Here is a 16951-nt window from a genome sequence, read left to right on the forward strand (position 1 = left end):
CACTCAAGCGAGGCATTTTATGATTAACATTGTAACATCATCAAGGAATATATCTTCACCGGAAAATTCCTTAAGACTTGCTAATACAAGATTGATAATTTCATTGCCGTCAAGATTTTTGTTACTCGCTACCAGCTGCGATAATCTTGACTCTCCAAATTCCACTTCATTTTCATCGAATGTCTCCGTAACTCCGTCTGAGAAAAGCAAAAGAATATCACCCCGGGAAAGCCGCATAGATTCATTCCCATAAGGGGTGTCCGAAACAAAACCCAGGGGAATTCCTCCGGTCTTTAAATATTCGGAAGATCCATCGTTTTTTATCAGCAATGGAGGATTATGCCCGGCATTGCAGTACTTGACCGATCCATCCTGAAATTGGAGAATTCCCGAAAAAAAAGTGATGTACTTGGTGGATGGAGTAGAGTTAAATATATGATTATTAAGTGATGAAGTCAGATCAGCGATTTCAGCGCATGCCGCCGCTTGAGACCTGAAACTCGCTTGCAGGCTTGCCATAAGAAGGGCGGCTGAAATTCCCTTTCCGGATACGTCACCCAAAGCAAAGTAAAGACCTTCATCATCCACCACCATAAAATCGTAATAATCTCCGCCTACAGCCTGGGCGGGAATGTTGATAGCGGCAATTTCATAGCCTGGAGTATCAGGCAGTGAAAGTGGAAGCAGTTTTGTTTGAATGTCACGGGCAAGATCAAGATCTTCTTCTAATCTTCTTTTCTCTTTTGCTTCGGCGTACAGCCATGCGTTTTCTATAGCAAGCGCTGCCTGAATAGACAGATCCTCCAAAAAACGCGCATCGTCCTTAGAAAATTTTCCGCGCTTACTGTTCAAAGCCTGGAAAACGCCTATCAACTTATGTTCTTTATTAAACATCGGGGAACAAAGAATTGTATTTGTAATGAATCCGGATAATTCATCCACACCTTTATAAAAACGATCGTCGTTCTGCGCGTCGTCGATTATTATACTTTTCCCTTCTTTCGCTACTGTTCCGGCAATACCGGAGCCAAAAGCGAGATCAATATTCAGATATGTGTCTTCAAGATAAGCGGAATGGAGTTCTTGCTTGACCTCGTCTCCCAAAAATATTGTGGCCTTTTCTGCCTGTAATTCTTCCATAGCTATTTTTCGGATACGCTCCATCAGCAGATCTAAATCGAGTGTGGTATTCATGAGTCTTGTGGCTCTAATGATAGAGGACAAATGGTCAATTTCTCTTTGAAGAGATTCTATATTCTTATTATTTTTCAGAAAAGCTTCCGGCGTGGCGAGTTAGCTTATTTAGAATCGGCATAGTCCACTACATGCGTTTTGGCTGTTCGTTCACGAATAAGATCGACTACTTTTTTGTGCTCGGTATGATCGCGGTAAATTTCAAAATCTTCTTTACTCTTAAACTCGGAATAAAGTAGAAGGTCATTCGAAGCCGGGGAATCACTAATGTTAATGCCGATTTCATATTTTAAGATCTGAGGAATCAACTCCGGTAATTTTTCAAGAGAAGATTTAATTAGCACTGCATTTTCGATGCTGTTGTTTCCGGCTGCCGAATCTTTTAATTCCCACATAACGATATGCTTAAACATATTTCACCTTGCTAATTAAAATACACTAATTATTTGAAAAACAAGCCATTTTCTCTAAGATCAATCTGTTAATAGATTACGGCATAATCCTCAAATTGTTTTTTCTTAAGGACAGGCACTTTCGCATCCTCAGCGGGAAAACCAACAGGTATAAGCAAAAACGCCCGTTCGTTTTCCGGCCTGTTTAATATTTTTTCAAGGAATCCCATAGGGCTCGGTGTATGTGTCAGAGCAACCAAACCGGCATTGTGAACGGCGGTTAATAAAAAACCGGTTGCTATTCCAACTGACTCGTTGACATAATAATTCTTAGTGCGCTTATCATCATCAATTCCATATACCTGCCTGAATACTACTATTAAGTATGGGGCATCCTCCAGAAATTCTTTGTGCCAGTCGGTTTCGAACTGATTAAGATCATTTAGCCATTCATCAGGGAAGCGGTGATCATAATTCTCTTTTTCTTCTTTTTCTGCGGCTGTCCGGATTTTTTTCTTTAGTTCAGGGTCTTTAACTATAGCGAAAGTCCATGGCTCTTTATTGGCTCCGGAGGGAGCCGCAGCGGCTGATGATACAATGTTTATAATAATTTCTTCAGCAATAGGATCGTTTGAGAAATCTCTAACACTTCTACGGCTATTCAATGAATTCAAATAAATAGAAGACCGCTTTGACATTTCATCATTCGAAAATCGGCTATATTGTAATCTACTTAACATCATTTAAATCCTCAATTGAGTAAAATTAAGCCTGCATTATTTAAGTGAGATAAAGTTATCTCAAATAAAGAATTCTACAAAGATAAATATCGGAGAGAAGCCGTTTAATCACAGTAACATTTAAAAATACGTGATGGAAGACGATGTGATACAAAGCAAAAAATGTCGGAACTTTTAATAGAAAAGATAGTAGAAGTAATCGTATGTCAAACGTAGAATGTTAAAGGAGAATAAACAATAGATGGTTACTAAAATACTGATAATATTAAGCTTGTCTGCGTTATTTCTTACAAGCGCAGGGTGTGAATCGGATGACGCTGTCGTGGCACCCGGTGATAATAATACCACATTAACAAGGGCAGGCATTTCCCTCTCAATACAGGGCACAGCGCCAAGTACGAGTTTAAGTAAAGGAATCTCAAACTTTAGCGCGGCAGATTCCGTAATTCTGTCGGTTAAAGACGTAGCTGGAATTGAAATAGGTACTCTTACTCTGACAGACGCCCGGTTAGCGCTTAAAGATATTAAGCTTAAGGCAAAAGATGAAGATGAGGATGGCGAAGAGGAGTCTGAAGATGAGGAAGACGAAGAAGATGAAAATGAGAATATAAAATTCAAAGGTCCATATGTAGTTGACCTTATTACCAATACCGTCAGCCCATCGCTGGACACTATCTCGATAATCGCAGCCACATATACCGAAATAGAACTAAAGCTACATAAGATTAAAGGCGGCGAGAAAGATGATGACAGCACCACAGTGTTAGTGGATGAAAGCGATCCGTTATTTGGCAATAGTATCTATCTAGAAGGCCTTTATACCGGCGCTACGGCAGATAGTCAAGTCACCAATATTCCGTTTTTTCTCTCGTTCGATTTTGATGAGAAATTTTTATTATCGGGATCAGATTCAACGTTTGCGGATACCTCTCTCGGATTTGATATAGTTGAAGGAGCTGTAAATGAGATTATAATCGCCTTTCGACAGGCAAAATGGTTCGCATTCGACGATATAGAAACTAACCGCGATATGTTAGATTTTAATGATTTAACTCTTTCACAGGATTCCACAGGTCAGGCGATTATTATTCTTGATAAGGATGAAGATGGCGATAACAAAAAAATCCGAAGGGTCATCAAAGATAACATAAAAGAGTCTGCTGATTACGGGAAAGACAAAGATAAAAATGGAAAGTTAGAGTCGGATGAAGACGATGATCCGGATGAAGATGACGAAGATGATGACTGATCCGATTTTGATATGAAAATCAGATAATTGATTTCATGAAAAGAGCAGCCACCGGCTGCTCTTTTCTTTTCCTCTTATGAAACTTTAATACTGAATGTGTGGGAATGACTTGAATCGGTCGTGGAGGTAACAATTATAGTTTCCATATTAGCGAGCTTCACAAAATCGTTTTCAGTGAGTGTAATTTTGTGAGTATGGCTTGAGTTTCGTGAGGTAGTAATCGTCAGATCCATTGTAGGCGGATTGTCAACATTTGCGAGAGAGACAGAGACAGAATGGGTATGACCTGAATTCAATGTTGAATTTATAGTTATAGAGTCCGAACTGTCACCCGCAGGAGCTGTCACATCGTCTGAATCGCCGTAAGCGTCGCATCCGATTTCTGTAATAATCAGCGGGAGTGAAAACAGAGCTCCGGCTTTAACTATGAAGGTGCGTCTTTCCATAATTTACTCCAAATATTTTGTACGGCTGAATATGCTACTAAGGTAGTATAGCTATCGTAATAAATCAAGAAACAAAAAATATGTTGCTGCAAATTACTCAACTGAGCAGCAGATGAATAAATCATACCGTTCAATAGTTTGACTCTTCTCTTAGTTAAATTTATATTCAGATGCTTTATATTAACTATTTAAACAGGAAATCTATTCTATGAGTTTGATAAAAGAAATAAAAGCGATTGAGGTATTGGATTCGCGCGGAAACCCAACGGTATCCGTTGACGTAATCTTAGAAGATGACTCAGTCGGGAATGCAATTGTACCCTCAGGAGCATCAACAGGAGAGCATGAGGCTCTCGAATTGAGAGATAATGATATTTCACGCTATCTCGGAAAGGGAGTTCTTTCTGCCGTTGAAAACGTAAACAGCGCTATCGCCCGGGAAGTAATTGGAATGGAAGCGACGGAGCAGGAAGATATTGACAATCGGATGATTGAATTGGACGGAACAGAAAACAAGAACGTTCTTGGGGCGAACAGCATATTAGGCGTTTCAATGGCAGTGAGCAAGGCAGCGGCGATTTCTTTAAATCTTCCACTCTATGAGTATCTTGGAGAGGGTGATGAATATATTCTGCCGGTTCCGATGATGAATATACTCAACGGCGGTCAGCACGCCGACAATAATGTTGATATACAGGAGTTTATGATTTTTCCGGCGGGAGCGGAATCATTTTCAGAAGCGCTTCGAATGGGCGTGGAAACATTCCACCATTTGAAGAAAGAACTTTCATCACGAGGACTTGCTACGGCAGTTGGCGATGAAGGAGGGTTTGCACCGAATTTATCTTCTAATGAGGAAGCAATTGAGATTATTTTAGAAGCAGCGGAAAAATCGGGACACACTGTCGGCGAGAAGTTATTTTTAGCGATTGATGCCGCTGCATCCACATTTTACAACGCGGAAGAAAATAATTATTTTCTTGAATCCGATGATAAGAAATTAGAAACCGAAGAGATCATTGATTATTACGATGATCTGTTGAGCAAATATCCGATACTTTCAATAGAGGACGGTCTTAACGAAAATGATTGGGAAGGCTGGAAACTTATGAATGAAAAACTCGGTGATAAGGTTCAACTGGTAGGCGATGATCTCCTTGTTACAAATTCTACTTTCTTGCAAAAGGCGATTGATGAAAAGTCCTGTAACTCAATACTTATAAAACTAAATCAGATCGGGACACTAACAGAAACTTTACAAACTATTGAATTAGCCAAGTCGAATGGATTTAGTTACATTATATCACATCGCTCCGGCGAAACGGAGGATACGACGATAGCTGATTTGGCGGTAGCTACAGGTTCGGGGCAAATAAAAACAGGTTCGGCTTCCCGTTCCGACAGGGTTTCGAAATATAACAGACTCCTGCGAATAGAAAATGAATTAGGAAATGCCGCAAAATTTATCGGACTTAGCGGGATTATCAGGAGCAACTAATCAGACTGAATTATTCAAAAGGATTTTGTTATTAAACCATCTGAGCCAAGATTCGATCTCAAGCAAATATTCAGGATTATAAAAAAATTATTCCTTGTGGCAGTTGCGGCGGGGATTTCAATTGCATTCCTGTTTAATGACAGGGGCCTGATTTCATGGTATAGATATACTCAAGAGAAAAATAGAATTGAGGCGGAGCTTGATTCTTTGAAAGAAGAAGGAGTAAGGCTTAGAGAAGAGATAGAAAAGCTTAAGTTTGTTCCCGAGTATATGGAAAAACTCGCACGTGAAAAATATGGGATGGCGAAAAAGGGTGAAAAGGTTTATAAAGTCGTTCCGGAGGGAGATAATATTACGAAGGAGTAATCCTATTTCAGCAAAGTTTTCAATCGTTTTAACAATAGTACCCTATTTTATCAGCGCCCTGTTCTCTTCATCTTTATTGGGACAATCGCAATCGTCCAATATCTTAGGTATCAATTTTCCTGATTCAAATTCTGTTAACTATTCACTTAGAAATAATACAAGTGTGTGGCAACTTGGCTTAAGCCATGAGGGAAATTACGCTTCGGGATTTTTCAGCGTCAAAGAATTTTTTGAGACTACACGGCTTGAGTTCGGAAACACAGAAGCACGCTGGAAGGATAATCAGAAATTCAGAGTGAGATATGATATTCCTTTGACTGCGAAATCAAAGATTTCAACAGAAATGTTTTCAAGCGTCTTTAAAGACCGACACACAGGATTGTTCAACGACACGCAAACAATTTATTTTCAGCTCGGCGTAAATGATGGGTCCTTCCCATTTACCAATCTAAAGGTGGCTGGAGGGCCAATTTGGGATTCCAGAAGGGAACAAAAAGACTCCGGATTTAAGTTCGTTTCATCAATAAGGAGAAGGAAACAAAATATTGAGGGATGGAATAGTGAAATTGATGCGGGAATTATCGGGGAACGTTTTCAGCAAAGAAAAAACCAATCGCAAAACGCAGCGATTAAATTTTCTCGAAATTTTTATGAAGCGACAAGCGATTCATTCTATATGGATATCAGAGAGAAAAGGCAGGATTATTTCATAAATAAAGCAGGGGAGATAGAAACGCGAACGGAGAAATTGAGCGGATTTGGAAATAATCTTCGATACAGAATATCAGATGGAGTTACGTTCAGATGGGCGACAAAATTTCGGTTTGCACAGACTGAATTTGAATCACCGCAACAAGATATAGGAGAAGTGAGTCGACGAAGAATAAATGATTCGGCCGAAAACCAGCTCAGCGTGTCGTTCGGCAATAATAAATTAAAAGGAAGAATCAACGCCGGATTCAGGAGTAACATACAAAAGTATTCTGTTTCTTCTTCACTGACAGACGTAAATCTCCCACTGTTATCACCTGGCAATGAATCAGGCTCATTAATTTTATCATCATCTCTAAAGTTTAATCCTACGATAAATGATTCGATCGGGTTTTTCGCATCATCGAACCGACTACGATATGACACACCTGACAGTAATAATTTCGACGACAGAGATGAACTTAGATTGCTGTTCGAGACCGGATACGAACATCGTTTCGGCGATGATTTTCGAATCAAATTGAAAGCGACTATGAATTTAGACCATATTGTGTACTTATTCGGGGAGAGAAGCGCGGATAATCACTGGAACAGAATATTTTTATTATCATCTGAAATGATGATTATATTTTCGTCGAAAATCAAAACAAAACAATCGTTCGTGGTATTGGCTAATTATTTTGATTATGATTATGATGACGAAATCTTACCTGTCAGATCGTTAGTTCTAAGAAATTTTATTCACAGACAGCTTACAACCATTGAATTAAAAGAGAATTTGAGCTTTCAGTTGTCTTCCCGATTTGAGTTGGAAGAAGACGGGAAGCTGGTCTGGGATAAATTCTTGGAGCAACGGGTAGGGGAAAGGAGGATTACGTCCGTGGAAGCAAATCTATCGTACCGACCGATGAAAAAGATGCTCATTCTGGTAGGGATTACCCGATCATCACGCACGGAAAAGAGGTTCCTCAATTTCCTTAGTAAGGGAGAGCGGGTTAGAAATCTTGTAGGGATCGGGCCGGTATTTCGTATGTCTTATAAAGTAGAAAAAAATAAAACTTTTAGCATAAAAGGAAGAATTCAGAGAGTTAAAAATATATCAGGGGACGTTTATTACACAAAATCCGTGAGGGTTATAGGTACTTTGCTCCTGTGAGAAAAAGATAGAATGCCCGGTTACATTACTTCTCAGTGGAGCTGTTTTGTAATATCACTTATTCTCCCGTATCTCCTTCTTATAAATGAGGCAGGTGGAGCATTTGAAGAGCGTTTACTCTCCGCAAGGGCATCAGCTTTAGGAGGCTCGTATTCTGCCCTTCCATCTGACCAATTAGCCCTATTCGGAAACGTGGCTAATCTCACGAAACAGAGCCAATTAAATTTCAGCGTGATCTATTCGCATCCCTTCGGTCTAAAGGAATTATCCCAATCAGGCTTGGCAATGGCAATACCTTCAAGATTCGGAGCTTTTGGATTGTCAGCTTCGAGATTCGGATTTTCTCTATACCGAGAAAATTTGTTATCAGTTGGATATGCAAAAAATCCTTTTAAAAATATATCTATCGGAATTTCTCTAAATCTAATGGAAGTAAGAATAAAAGGCTATGGAGTCGGAAGAAGTATGAGTATGAACTCAGGAATTTTGGCAGAGTTAAAAGATAATCTTATTCTTGGTCTTACCATTCGCAATCTAAATTCTCCAACTGTCAGCGCAGGTGAAGAATCGCTACCGCCGAGTATGCGGTTGGGATTGTTATACCTTCCGGCAAGTAATTTTAAGGTGATTACAGAGTATCAAAAAGAGAGAGGCTTTAGTGATATACTTCGGGTTGGCGCCGAAATAGAACTGTTCCCATCACAGTTTTTGAGGTTAGGTGTTTCGAACAATCCCTCGATTATTTCTATGGGGTTCGGGCTGACATCAAAAGGAATCACGATAGACTATTCAGCAGTCACGCATCAATTCCTCGGCACCACACAAAACATTTCATTCGGTTTTACATTTTGAACCGTTTCCAAATATTGGCTGTATTGATATTTTTAGTATTAAAAACGGGCTTGCTCTTTGGTCAGGATTTTGAATTTGAAAATTACATAAATTCTGATACTGAAATAGAAGGAGCGTCTGATCTCTATGATTACCTTGAAGAATTTATCAGAGATACGATAAATTTAAATGAAGATTCATTGGAAAAATTGAGTGAGAATCCTCTTATAGACGCCTCCACACTGAAAAGAGTAAAGGCTTTTAGAAATCAGGGAGAACTATTCAACGATGCACGAGACATAAGATCTTTACAATTGGAACGAGAACAAGAAGATTTATTGATTTCAATTTCGGGGTTCGGCTTTAAGAAACCTGAGCTTGAACGGGTTACTATAAGAAATCGGGTCATACGAAATTCATCCGATAACGGTTTGCAGGTATTTCCGTATAAGTATTATACAAGAGCGGCTACTCAACTAAAAAATGGATATTCAGCAGGCGTATTGATCGAGCGCGACCCTGGCGAAAAAGAATTAGTCGATTATTTTTCGTTTTACTTTGCCGGTAAAAACAGGAATAATGAATATAATAAAATTATCGGGGATTACTCATTAGAGATTGGTCAAGGATTATTGTTCTGGGGAAATGGAAGCTTTATAAAGGGCGGCAATCCAATTCTGACAATGAGAAAGCAGGCTAAGGGAATACTGCCCTACAAATCGGCTGTGGAGACAAGAAATTTAAGAGGAGTTGCAGGAAGTCGGCAATACGGTAAAATAAAAACGTTGGCATTTGCTTCGTTACTGAATCGGGATGCCGCGCTATCAGATTCGGGAGATGTATTGAACTTTAGAGAGAGTGGCTTGCATAGAACTGAAAGTGAAATTGCGGGAAAAAACAGTGTTCGGGAAATGATAATAGGTTTTAGGAGTGAATGGAATACGAAAAAATATAAAATCGGTGCTAATTTCGCGATTGTTGATTACGACACTGAAATAAATCCGTTAAAAACGCCTGATAAAATAAACGACTTTGCCGGAAGCGAATATAAATCATTGAGCGTTGACTATAATATCAAGCACAGCTATTTCAGCCTATTTGGTGAGGTAGCCGGCAGCAATGGAGGAAAGACAGCTCAAGTCCATGGAGCGATGGCTGTATATGAGAAAGCGCAAATAGGAATTCTTTACCGGGATTATGAAGATGGGTTCAGAGGAGTGAGAGGAAATCCTTTCGGCGCGGGTGATAACGAAAAAGGGATTTATGCAGGAATAAAACTGAAACTGAATAAGATAACAACGTTTTCCGGATTCCGAGATTTGTACAAAAGACCATGGGTTACGGCAACCATCGGAACGCCGAGCCGAAGGGAAGATTATAGGTTGGAGCTTAACCGTCAAATAAACAGAAGTAATTCAATTTCTTTAAGAGCCTGGGGGGCAAATAGGGAAGAGAATCAATTTCAAACGGATGAATTTGGAATCGAAAGAAAGATTGTGCAAAATAGGAAAAGACAAAATTTTAGGCTGAAGTTGAAACACCGGTTTTCATCAAATAGGACTTTAAACTGGCAAATTGAACGGATAAGTGTTGAACAGGGAAACTCAACTGAATATGGTTATCTTTTATCTTCATCCATCGGTATGAGTCTGTCAAACAGAATAATGCTCAGACTCGCAGTAACATTACATAACACGGATTCTTTTGCTTCAAGAATATATATTTACGAACATGACTTTCCGGGTGTACTGAGAAATATCGCAGTTTACAATAAAGGATACAGATTTATGGTTCTTGCAAGCAAAGATATTTCAACTTATTTTTCAGCGTCCGTAAAATTGGAGCGTTACAGCAGGAGCGCGCAAAACGAGAGCACGGAAGAAACAAGGATAGGATTTCAAATTGATTTATCTATTTAAAAAAGTATCACTCGCCATCCTTTTGGCTTTTATCTTTATTGGCGAATCGAACGGCTCGGAAATCAAAGTTGTGTATTCAAATGATCCGGGAAGAATCGAAATCTTGAAAACAATCGAGAAGGATAATATTTCGTTTGTGAGCGGGATTGACATTGCTCGACTGCTTGAAGCACGCACATTTTATTCGGCAGAAAAGAAAAAAATGGACATCAAGTTTAAGCAGTGGCGAATGAAACTGTCTGCTTACAGTTCGTTTGTGTTATTGGAAGATTTGAGTGAGGACCATAATGGAGATGATATTCTTCACTTTCCCGTACCTTCATTATCTTCAGAGAATGATATTCTTATTCCGGTAATACCTCTTATGGATATTCTTAGCAAAATAATGAATGAAAAGATTAGCTACAGCAAAGAGTCGAATATACTCGAAATAAAGACTGCACTGGAAAACATAACAGGGGTTCAGCTGCTGGAAAAAGCGAACGGTACGCTGATAAAGATTTCCACTACACGTGAATTTCCGCTGGATTCTTATCGAGCCTGGGTAAATAAGGAATTAGGCTGGCTGTATCTGACGATTGTTAATGGAGTAAGTGATTCATTGGCAATCAGCAAAACGATACTTCGCGGAGCGGTGATAAAAGTGGTGCCGGTTCAAATGGAGGAATCTACTCAGCTATCATTCAAATTGAAAGGTGAAGTGGAGAACCCTGAAATATATCAAACTACCGATCCGCATCAGATAGTAATATCATTAAGAACACCGATGATAATTAGCAGGAAACAAGTAGAAGAAAACCTGCATAAAGATAGTGAGAGATGGCTTATTGATACGATAGTTCTCGATGCGGGGCACGGAGGAAAAGATCCCGGCTCTATCGGACCTACAGGCTTAAAAGAAAAGGACGCTGCCCTTAGTATTGTAAAAAAAATTGGGAAATTGATTCAGAAAAAATTAGGTGTAAAAGTTGTGTATACACGTTATGAAGATGTGTTCGTTTCATTGGAAGAAAGAGGGAAAATAGCAAACAGGAACGAGGGGAAATTATTTATCAGCGTGCATCTGAACGATTTTCCTAAGAACAGGAAGGTTAGAGGATTTGAAGTATACTTTCTCCGACCCGGAAAAACTGAAAGCGCGATCCTGGTTGCTGAACGTGAAAACTCAGTAATCCGGTTTGAAGAAAAGGAAAACGCGGAGAGGTATAGTAAGTTCGCGAATGAAAAACTAATTTTAGCGTCCCTTGCGCAAGCGTCTTTTATGAGAGAATCGGAGGACTTAACGGCGATGATAGAAAAAGAATTAAGAAAGAAAATTTCATCGCCGAGCAGAGGAGTAAAGCAAGCGGGATTTTATGTTTTAGTGGGAGCTTCTATGCCTCATGCTTATGTAGAAGCGGGGTTTCTTTCCAACCGAAAAGAGGAAAAGAATTTAAAATCCTCGAAATATCAGCAGAAAATCGCCGAAGCGATTTACGAGAGCGTCCGAAAGTTCAAAAGAAAATATGAACAACTGATAATATCATCAAATTGAAGGTTTAATTGAACGATAAACCTATAGGGATATTTGATTCGGGAATTGGGGGATTGACTGTAGTTCGAGAAGTATCACGGCAGCTTCCGCAGGAAAATATACTATATTTCGGCGATACCGCAAGAGTGCCCTATGGCTCAAAAAGCCCCAAGGTAGTACAATTATTTGCCCGGCAGGACGCTTCTTTTCTTTACGATAAAGGTGTGAAATCCATAATTATCGCTTGTAATACTGCCTCGGCAGAGGCTTTCGATATACTCCAGGACGATTTTGATATTCCTGTCATTGGAGTTATCAATCCCGGAGCGCGGGCGGCGTCTGAAAGCACAAAAAATGGAAAAATAGGTGTGATAGGCACACATGGTACAATCTCATCAGGCGCATATAAAAAGGCGATTCAGGATATTGATAAATCTATTGAGGTAACAGCAGCAGCCTGTCCGCTATTCGTGCCGCTCGTGGAGGAAGGTTGGGAATCTAAATCTACCACAAGGGATATCGCACGGGAATATTTATCTCCGCTGATAGAAGGGGGCATAGATACTCTAATTCTCGGTTGCACACATTATCCTATTTTGAAACCGGTACTCCAAGAAATAGTGGGCGATAAAATTATATTAGTTGATTCAGCTGAAGCAACAGCCGGCGAGCTAAAGCAGATACTTGATGAACAGGGATTGGGGAATTCCTCTCAAGAGAATACCGATAAACATAGTTTTTATGTATCCGACTTTCCATTTAAATTCAAAGAGATGGCGGAGCGGTTTCTGGGAAAAGAGTTGGCCGAAGTTGAACTTGTTCCTCTCGAAGTTATAGAGTCGCACGCAACCAACTAAAAAAATCGAACTATGCGTACCTCAGAATACGATAGGACACTTCATTATCTGTTCGGACTAAGAACCTTTGGAATTCATCTTGGGCTTGAAATCTCCCGATCGTTAGCAGAAAAAGTTGGTAATCCACAAAATCAGTACCCCGCTGTCCACATTGCAGGTACAAATGGAAAAGGCTCAACCTGCTCTCTTATAGAATCAGTCTTGCGCGAGAAGGGTCTAAAAACAGGTTTATATACTTCTCCACATCTCATTGACTTCAACGAACGGATAAAAGTTAACGGCGTGCCTATCAGCGATGAAGCGATAATTGAGTATGCGGAAACATTAAAAGAAAGCGTTGAGAAGAGTGGAGCGTCATTTTTTGAAGTCACAACTGTCATCGCGTTAAAATATTTCGCGGATATGGAAGTTGATATCGCTGTTGTGGAAACTGGATTGGGAGCGCGGTTAGATACAACCATGCTCGTAAATCCGGTGATAACCATTATCAGTTCCATAAGTATTGATCATGCGAAGTATCTGGGCGATACAATAAAGAAAATCGCTAAAGAGAAATCGTTTGTTATGAGAAAAGGTGTCAAGTGTGTTGTTTCAAAAAATTCAGAAGAAGTATTAGAAGTCATCAAACAGCATGCCGAAGAATCAGACGTTGAAATTTTAATGGCTTCAGGAGTTTGCACTGTTTCAAAGGTAATCTTTAGAGACGATGGGCTCACCTTTGACGCAGAAATCGAGAATATCCCGATGAAAGATATTTCTGTTCCGTTAATGGGAGAGCACCAGATCGAAAACATCCAATCCGCTCTTGCGGCGCTACGCAATATGCCGGGTTTGTCATTAGCTGAGGAAGAAATACGGAACGGTTTTAACAATGTATCTGTTCGGGGTAGAATGGAAATAGTTTCTAAAGATCCGCTTGCGATTTACGATGTCGCTCACAATCCGAATGCCGTAAAAAATTTATTTAAAGCATTGAATAAACATTATCCGACAAAACGAATCGTAACGCTACTGGCGCTGCTAAGCGAAAAAGACCATAAAAAAATAATAAAGGAGCTCTCAGGTAAATGCACAAAACTCATCTGCTCTGAAATTCCCGGTCATGACTCTGTTTCTGCATCAAACCTTTCTGATGAAGGTAATAAGTGCGCAATTGATTCGGTTAAAATTCTTGAATTTGATGATGCATTACAAAGCGCATTGAACGCAGTGGATAAAGACTCTCTACTGATAATATTCGGTTCACATTACTTTGCAGAAAATATCTATACTAAATTCAGTTCATTTCTTCAGAAGAGAGACAGACCTGAGATAAAAGCGTTGACATGATGAATCTAACTATTTAATTTTCGTCGCTGTAATGCTCCTGTAGCTCAATTGGCAGAGCACCGGACTCTTAATCCGTAGGTTGAAGGTTCGATTCCTTCCGGGAGCACCAATAAAAGCCCTTGTAATGCTTATATAGTAGCCGTTACAGCGGTTTTTATGTATCATTGCTAAATTCCAGAAAAACAGCATAAAACGCTCAAATTGGCACAAAGTGAGTAATATTTGGACACCAAAATTGGCTGTTTTCGAGTTAGAAGTGGATCATTTTGTAACTAATCTCACTCTTCTAAATCAACTTAGTTAAAAGCTTTTATTAGCTTCCATTTTAATCCAAAAACTCCGCTTTTTAAGACAACTTTTCAGCTTTAACGGATTCAGATGTTAATGATACGGTTCGTTACTGGCTCGACAAAAATTTTAGAGTTTGAGCTTCATCTGAAGTCGAGTGATTTTGTTATTTTTCGCAAATACCAAAGTTAACTAACCTGCACAGGCACAATGCCAGAAAACGGATTATCTAAGCATGCGCGATTCGTCCACCCATGCGGGCATGTTTAAACGCCCACATCAGTGCTCTTGTCCCGAGCTGATAAACATGACTCACATTATATTGGCAGGTTGAAAGACAATGCGGAGTGCATTCTTTCTTCTGCTCTTTTAACTCATCGTGGTCAAGTCTGAAGCCCTCGGAAATGTTTCCCCAATCCTTATTTGCATTTGATAGGGGAAAGCAGGGTGAAAGCGTGCCATCAGCTTTTATAAAGACAGAGTTATGACCGGCTCGGCATTTCCAATCAACAGCCTGGCCGCGCATAAATTTCTTCATATCCTCAAGATGTTCTATGACATTCACCATTGGATAACCCATCCTGCACCTTTCAATGACCCAATCTAATACCTGGTCAACTGATTCCCAGTGTTCCTCACGAATGTAGGTATCAGTATCCTTATGCTTGTAATGAGGCTGTTCCATATAGGGCGCCTCGTTGATATGATAATCTGTCGCTATACCATATTCATGAGCGATCTCTGTTAGTTCTTTGACGTCAGCCAGGTTCTTACTGGTGATATTGATGTTCAGGACTATAATGTATCCATATTTTTCTTGTTGCTTGACGAGATACTCAAATTGCGGTTCTATATGCTCGAGAGCTTTTGGAAGTCCCTCAATTTCCTTCACGCAGTCAATTGCAAGATTTATTGCTGCGATTCCGGTTTTGCCGATTTTATCGATGAATTCCTCCGTCAGGAGTCTGCCGTTGGTAGGCAAATATACGAATAATCCTTGATTTGTAGCATACTCAACTAATTCGAGTATAAAACTCCGACGAATGAGAGGCTCGCCACCCATAAGAGCCAGCACACGGCAGCCGGTTGACTTGAGCCAGTCCACAGATTTTTTAGCGGTTTCTATCGACATTCCTTTTTTAGTGTTATCATAAGCCCAGCAGTAATGGCAGTCAATGTTACACTTCCACTCGGTATATAAATAACCAAGCACCGGTCTGAATTTAGACGCGTAAATTCTTGACTGCGCATACGGAACTACCCATCTGCGGACTGCCCGGCTTCCATTTTTGATTCTATACTTAAGCGTTTGAATTCCAATTCCATTCATCTTATTCCACCTCTATGGTTAATGTGTGAACTGATCCGATATTTTCTTGATAAAATACTTGAATCCGTTCAGGATGTGATTTATTAAAACAAGAAGATTCTGAGATCTGGCGAGAGGTTTCTTCAATCATTTTTGCCTTCCAGTGATGATATCCGTTTTCCATTCCCCTCCCGGCTCCTGTTAAGTAAGATGAAAGTAAACAGGATAAAAAAATGTAGCCATCAATACAATTCAAATTATAAAGAGAGTATGATAACTTTGACCTCTATAGATATTTCAAATACCAAAATTTTTCTCCAAGAGCTTCAAATCGAGTTTATCCCCATTACCGATATGAGGTCCGTATATACTATACAACACCTCTATTTTAATAATGTAAAAAAATCGGGACAAACAAACCGTAGAAAAATATGGTCACCGTGGGGTCACCAGTCTTCTATAGCGGTTGGTATTAAAGAGATGGCATAGGACTCTTAATCCGTTGGTTGAAGGTTCGATTCCTTCCGGGAGCACATTAACTCTGATATTTCTTTGTAATGTAATTTTAATTAAGATTACATTAAGCCAATGAGCACAGTTAGAATACGAAATTTTACTATAATGCTGGGGAGTATGCTCTTCGTTCTGACTGGCGTGGGTATCTCTCCCGCAATGCCGGGAATGAGTGATTATTTCAATCATCTGCCCAACTCAGAATTTCTCGTAAAACTCACGCTAACGATGCCTGCGCTTGTAATCGCAGTCGCAGCCCCATTTGCGGGTATACTGCTCGACAGATGGGGGAGGAAGCCGGTTATATTATTTTCTCTGATACTGTATGGCTTTGCGGGGAGTTCCGGTTTCTGGATGGAGACATTGTCAGGAATACTTTTAGGACGAGCACTATTGGGGTTAGCCACAGCGGGCTTGATGAGCGGGATAATTACACTTATCGGCGATCTCTATGAAGGAGAACAGCTCAACAGGTTTATGGGTTATCAAAGCGCGGCACTCGGAATAGGTGGACTTACTTTTTTAACGCTTGCAGGTGTTTTGGCGGATATAGGGTGGAGATATCCGTTTCTGATTCATCTACACGCTTTTTTGGTTATTCCCGGAGTAATCCTCGCCGTAAAAGAGCCGAATATCGGAC

The 16951-nt window shown here is 39.9% G+C and carries 16 protein-coding genes and 1 tRNA gene; 11 read left to right on the plus strand and 6 right to left on the minus strand.

What is annotated here, in order from left to right; genetic code table 11:
* Positions 1-3: 3 nt before the first annotated feature.
* The 3 genes from IIB39_04705 to IIB39_04715 all read right to left on the minus strand — a co-directional run bounded on the left by IIB39_04705 (position 4) and on the right by IIB39_04715 (position 2329).
* Positions 4-1194: a SpoIIE family protein phosphatase gene (locus tag IIB39_04705; GenBank protein MCH8928002.1), complete on the minus strand. Its 1191-nt coding sequence runs from the start codon at positions 1192-1194 to the stop codon at positions 4-6.
* A 104-nt stretch (positions 1195-1298) separates the two neighbouring features.
* Complete coding sequence (locus IIB39_04710; GenBank protein MCH8928003.1) at positions 1299-1607, minus strand: Dabb family protein; 309 nt, start codon at positions 1605-1607, stop codon at positions 1299-1301.
* A 68-nt stretch (positions 1608-1675) separates the two neighbouring features.
* Positions 1676-2329 (minus strand): nitroreductase family protein, encoded by a 654-nt coding sequence (locus IIB39_04715; GenBank protein MCH8928004.1) that lies wholly within the window; start codon positions 2327-2329, stop codon positions 1676-1678.
* 238 nt (positions 2330-2567) lie between these two features.
* Here IIB39_04715 and IIB39_04720 point away from each other — a divergent pair, with 238 nt between their 5' ends.
* Positions 2568-3575: a hypothetical protein gene (locus IIB39_04720; GenBank protein MCH8928005.1), complete on the plus strand. Its 1008-nt coding sequence runs from the start codon at positions 2568-2570 to the stop codon at positions 3573-3575.
* Positions 3576-3649: 74 nt separating this feature from the next.
* On the opposite strand, the gene IIB39_04725 is transcribed toward IIB39_04720, so the two are convergent.
* Complete coding sequence (locus IIB39_04725) at positions 3650-4021, minus strand: hypothetical protein (GenBank protein ID MCH8928006.1); 372 nt, start codon at positions 4019-4021, stop codon at positions 3650-3652.
* A 208-nt stretch (positions 4022-4229) separates the two neighbouring features.
* Here IIB39_04725 and eno point away from each other — a divergent pair, with 208 nt between their 5' ends.
* From eno to IIB39_04770, 9 genes are all read left to right on the plus strand, one after another.
* The gene (eno, locus tag IIB39_04730; protein ID MCH8928007.1) at positions 4230-5519 is read left to right on the plus strand and encodes a phosphopyruvate hydratase; all 1290 of its coding nucleotides are present in this window, start codon (positions 4230-4232) and stop codon (positions 5517-5519) included.
* Between the two features lie 96 nt (positions 5520-5615).
* On the plus strand, positions 5616-5885 hold the full coding sequence (locus IIB39_04735; GenBank protein MCH8928008.1) for a septum formation initiator family protein: 270 nt from the start codon (positions 5616-5618) through the stop codon (positions 5883-5885).
* A complete protein-coding gene (locus IIB39_04740) occupies positions 5833-7752 on the plus strand; it encodes a hypothetical protein (protein MCH8928009.1) in 1920 nt (639 codons plus the stop codon). The genes IIB39_04735 and IIB39_04740 overlap by 53 nt, the downstream gene beginning before the upstream one ends.
* A 12-nt stretch (positions 7753-7764) precedes the next feature.
* Entirely contained in the window at positions 7765-8604 is an 840-nt protein-coding gene (locus IIB39_04745) for a hypothetical protein (protein MCH8928010.1), read from the plus strand.
* Positions 8601-10502, plus strand: a complete 1902-nt coding sequence (locus IIB39_04750; GenBank protein ID MCH8928011.1) for a hypothetical protein — start codon at positions 8601-8603, stop codon at positions 10500-10502. The genes IIB39_04745 and IIB39_04750 overlap by 4 nt, the downstream gene beginning before the upstream one ends.
* Positions 10486-12036 carry an N-acetylmuramoyl-L-alanine amidase gene (locus tag IIB39_04755; GenBank protein ID MCH8928012.1) on the plus strand — a complete coding sequence of 517 codons (1551 nt, stop codon included), beginning with the start codon at positions 10486-10488 and terminating at the stop codon, positions 12034-12036. Before IIB39_04750 ends, IIB39_04755 begins: the two co-directional genes overlap by 17 nt.
* A gap of 8 nt (positions 12037-12044) precedes the next feature.
* Positions 12045-12872 (plus strand): glutamate racemase, encoded by an 828-nt coding sequence (locus tag IIB39_04760; protein MCH8928013.1) that lies wholly within the window; start codon positions 12045-12047, stop codon positions 12870-12872.
* Between the two features lie 12 nt (positions 12873-12884).
* A complete protein-coding gene (locus tag IIB39_04765; protein ID MCH8928014.1) occupies positions 12885-14201 on the plus strand; it encodes a bifunctional folylpolyglutamate synthase/dihydrofolate synthase in 1317 nt (438 codons plus the stop codon).
* A 33-nt stretch (positions 14202-14234) separates the two neighbouring features.
* Positions 14235-14310, plus strand: a tRNA-Lys gene (locus tag IIB39_04770).
* 408 nt (positions 14311-14718) lie between these two features.
* Here the strand turns inward: IIB39_04770 and IIB39_04775 are convergent.
* Both IIB39_04775 and IIB39_04780 read right to left on the minus strand, forming a co-directional pair.
* Positions 14719-15819, minus strand: coding sequence for a radical SAM protein (locus tag IIB39_04775; protein ID MCH8928015.1), 1101 nt, complete (start codon positions 15817-15819; stop codon positions 14719-14721).
* Between the two features lies 1 nt (position 15820).
* Positions 15821-15982 carry a hypothetical protein gene (locus tag IIB39_04780; GenBank protein ID MCH8928016.1) on the minus strand — a complete coding sequence of 54 codons (162 nt, stop codon included), beginning with the start codon at positions 15980-15982 and terminating at the stop codon, positions 15821-15823.
* 437 nt (positions 15983-16419) lie between these two features.
* Here IIB39_04780 and IIB39_04785 point away from each other — a divergent pair.
* Positions 16420-16951 (plus strand): MFS transporter (locus tag IIB39_04785; protein MCH8928017.1); only part of this gene is annotated, 532 nt, incomplete at its 3' end.

The sequence above is a fragment of the Candidatus Neomarinimicrobiota bacterium genome, from assembly GCA_022573815.1.
Lineage (GTDB): Bacteria > Fidelibacterota > SORT01 > SORT01 > SORT01 > JACZTG01.

Excerpts from the sequence above, each read along its gene's own strand:
- IIB39_04705 (MCH8928002.1), bottom strand. The coding sequence starts at position 1,194 with ATGAATACCACACTCGATTTAGATCTGCTGATGGAGCGTATCCGAAAA.
- IIB39_04710 (MCH8928003.1), bottom strand. The coding sequence starts at position 1,607 with ATGTTTAAGCATATCGTTATGTGGGAATTAAAAGATTCGGCAGCCGGA.
- IIB39_04715 (MCH8928004.1), bottom strand. The coding sequence starts at position 2,329 with ATGATGTTAAGTAGATTACAATATAGCCGATTTTCGAATGATGAAATG.
- IIB39_04720 (MCH8928005.1), top strand. The coding sequence starts at position 2,568 with ATGGTTACTAAAATACTGATAATATTAAGCTTGTCTGCGTTATTTCTT.
- IIB39_04725 (MCH8928006.1), bottom strand. The coding sequence starts at position 4,021 with ATGGAAAGACGCACCTTCATAGTTAAAGCCGGAGCTCTGTTTTCACTC.
- eno (MCH8928007.1), top strand. The coding sequence starts at position 4,230 with ATGAGTTTGATAAAAGAAATAAAAGCGATTGAGGTATTGGATTCGCGC.
- IIB39_04745 (MCH8928010.1), top strand. The coding sequence starts at position 7,765 with ATGCCCGGTTACATTACTTCTCAGTGGAGCTGTTTTGTAATATCACTT.
- IIB39_04765 (MCH8928014.1), top strand. The coding sequence starts at position 12,885 with ATGCGTACCTCAGAATACGATAGGACACTTCATTATCTGTTCGGACTA.
- IIB39_04775 (MCH8928015.1), bottom strand. The coding sequence starts at position 15,819 with ATGAATGGAATTGGAATTCAAACGCTTAAGTATAGAATCAAAAATGGA.
- IIB39_04780 (MCH8928016.1), bottom strand. The coding sequence starts at position 15,982 with ATGGAAAACGGATATCATCACTGGAAGGCAAAAATGATTGAAGAAACC.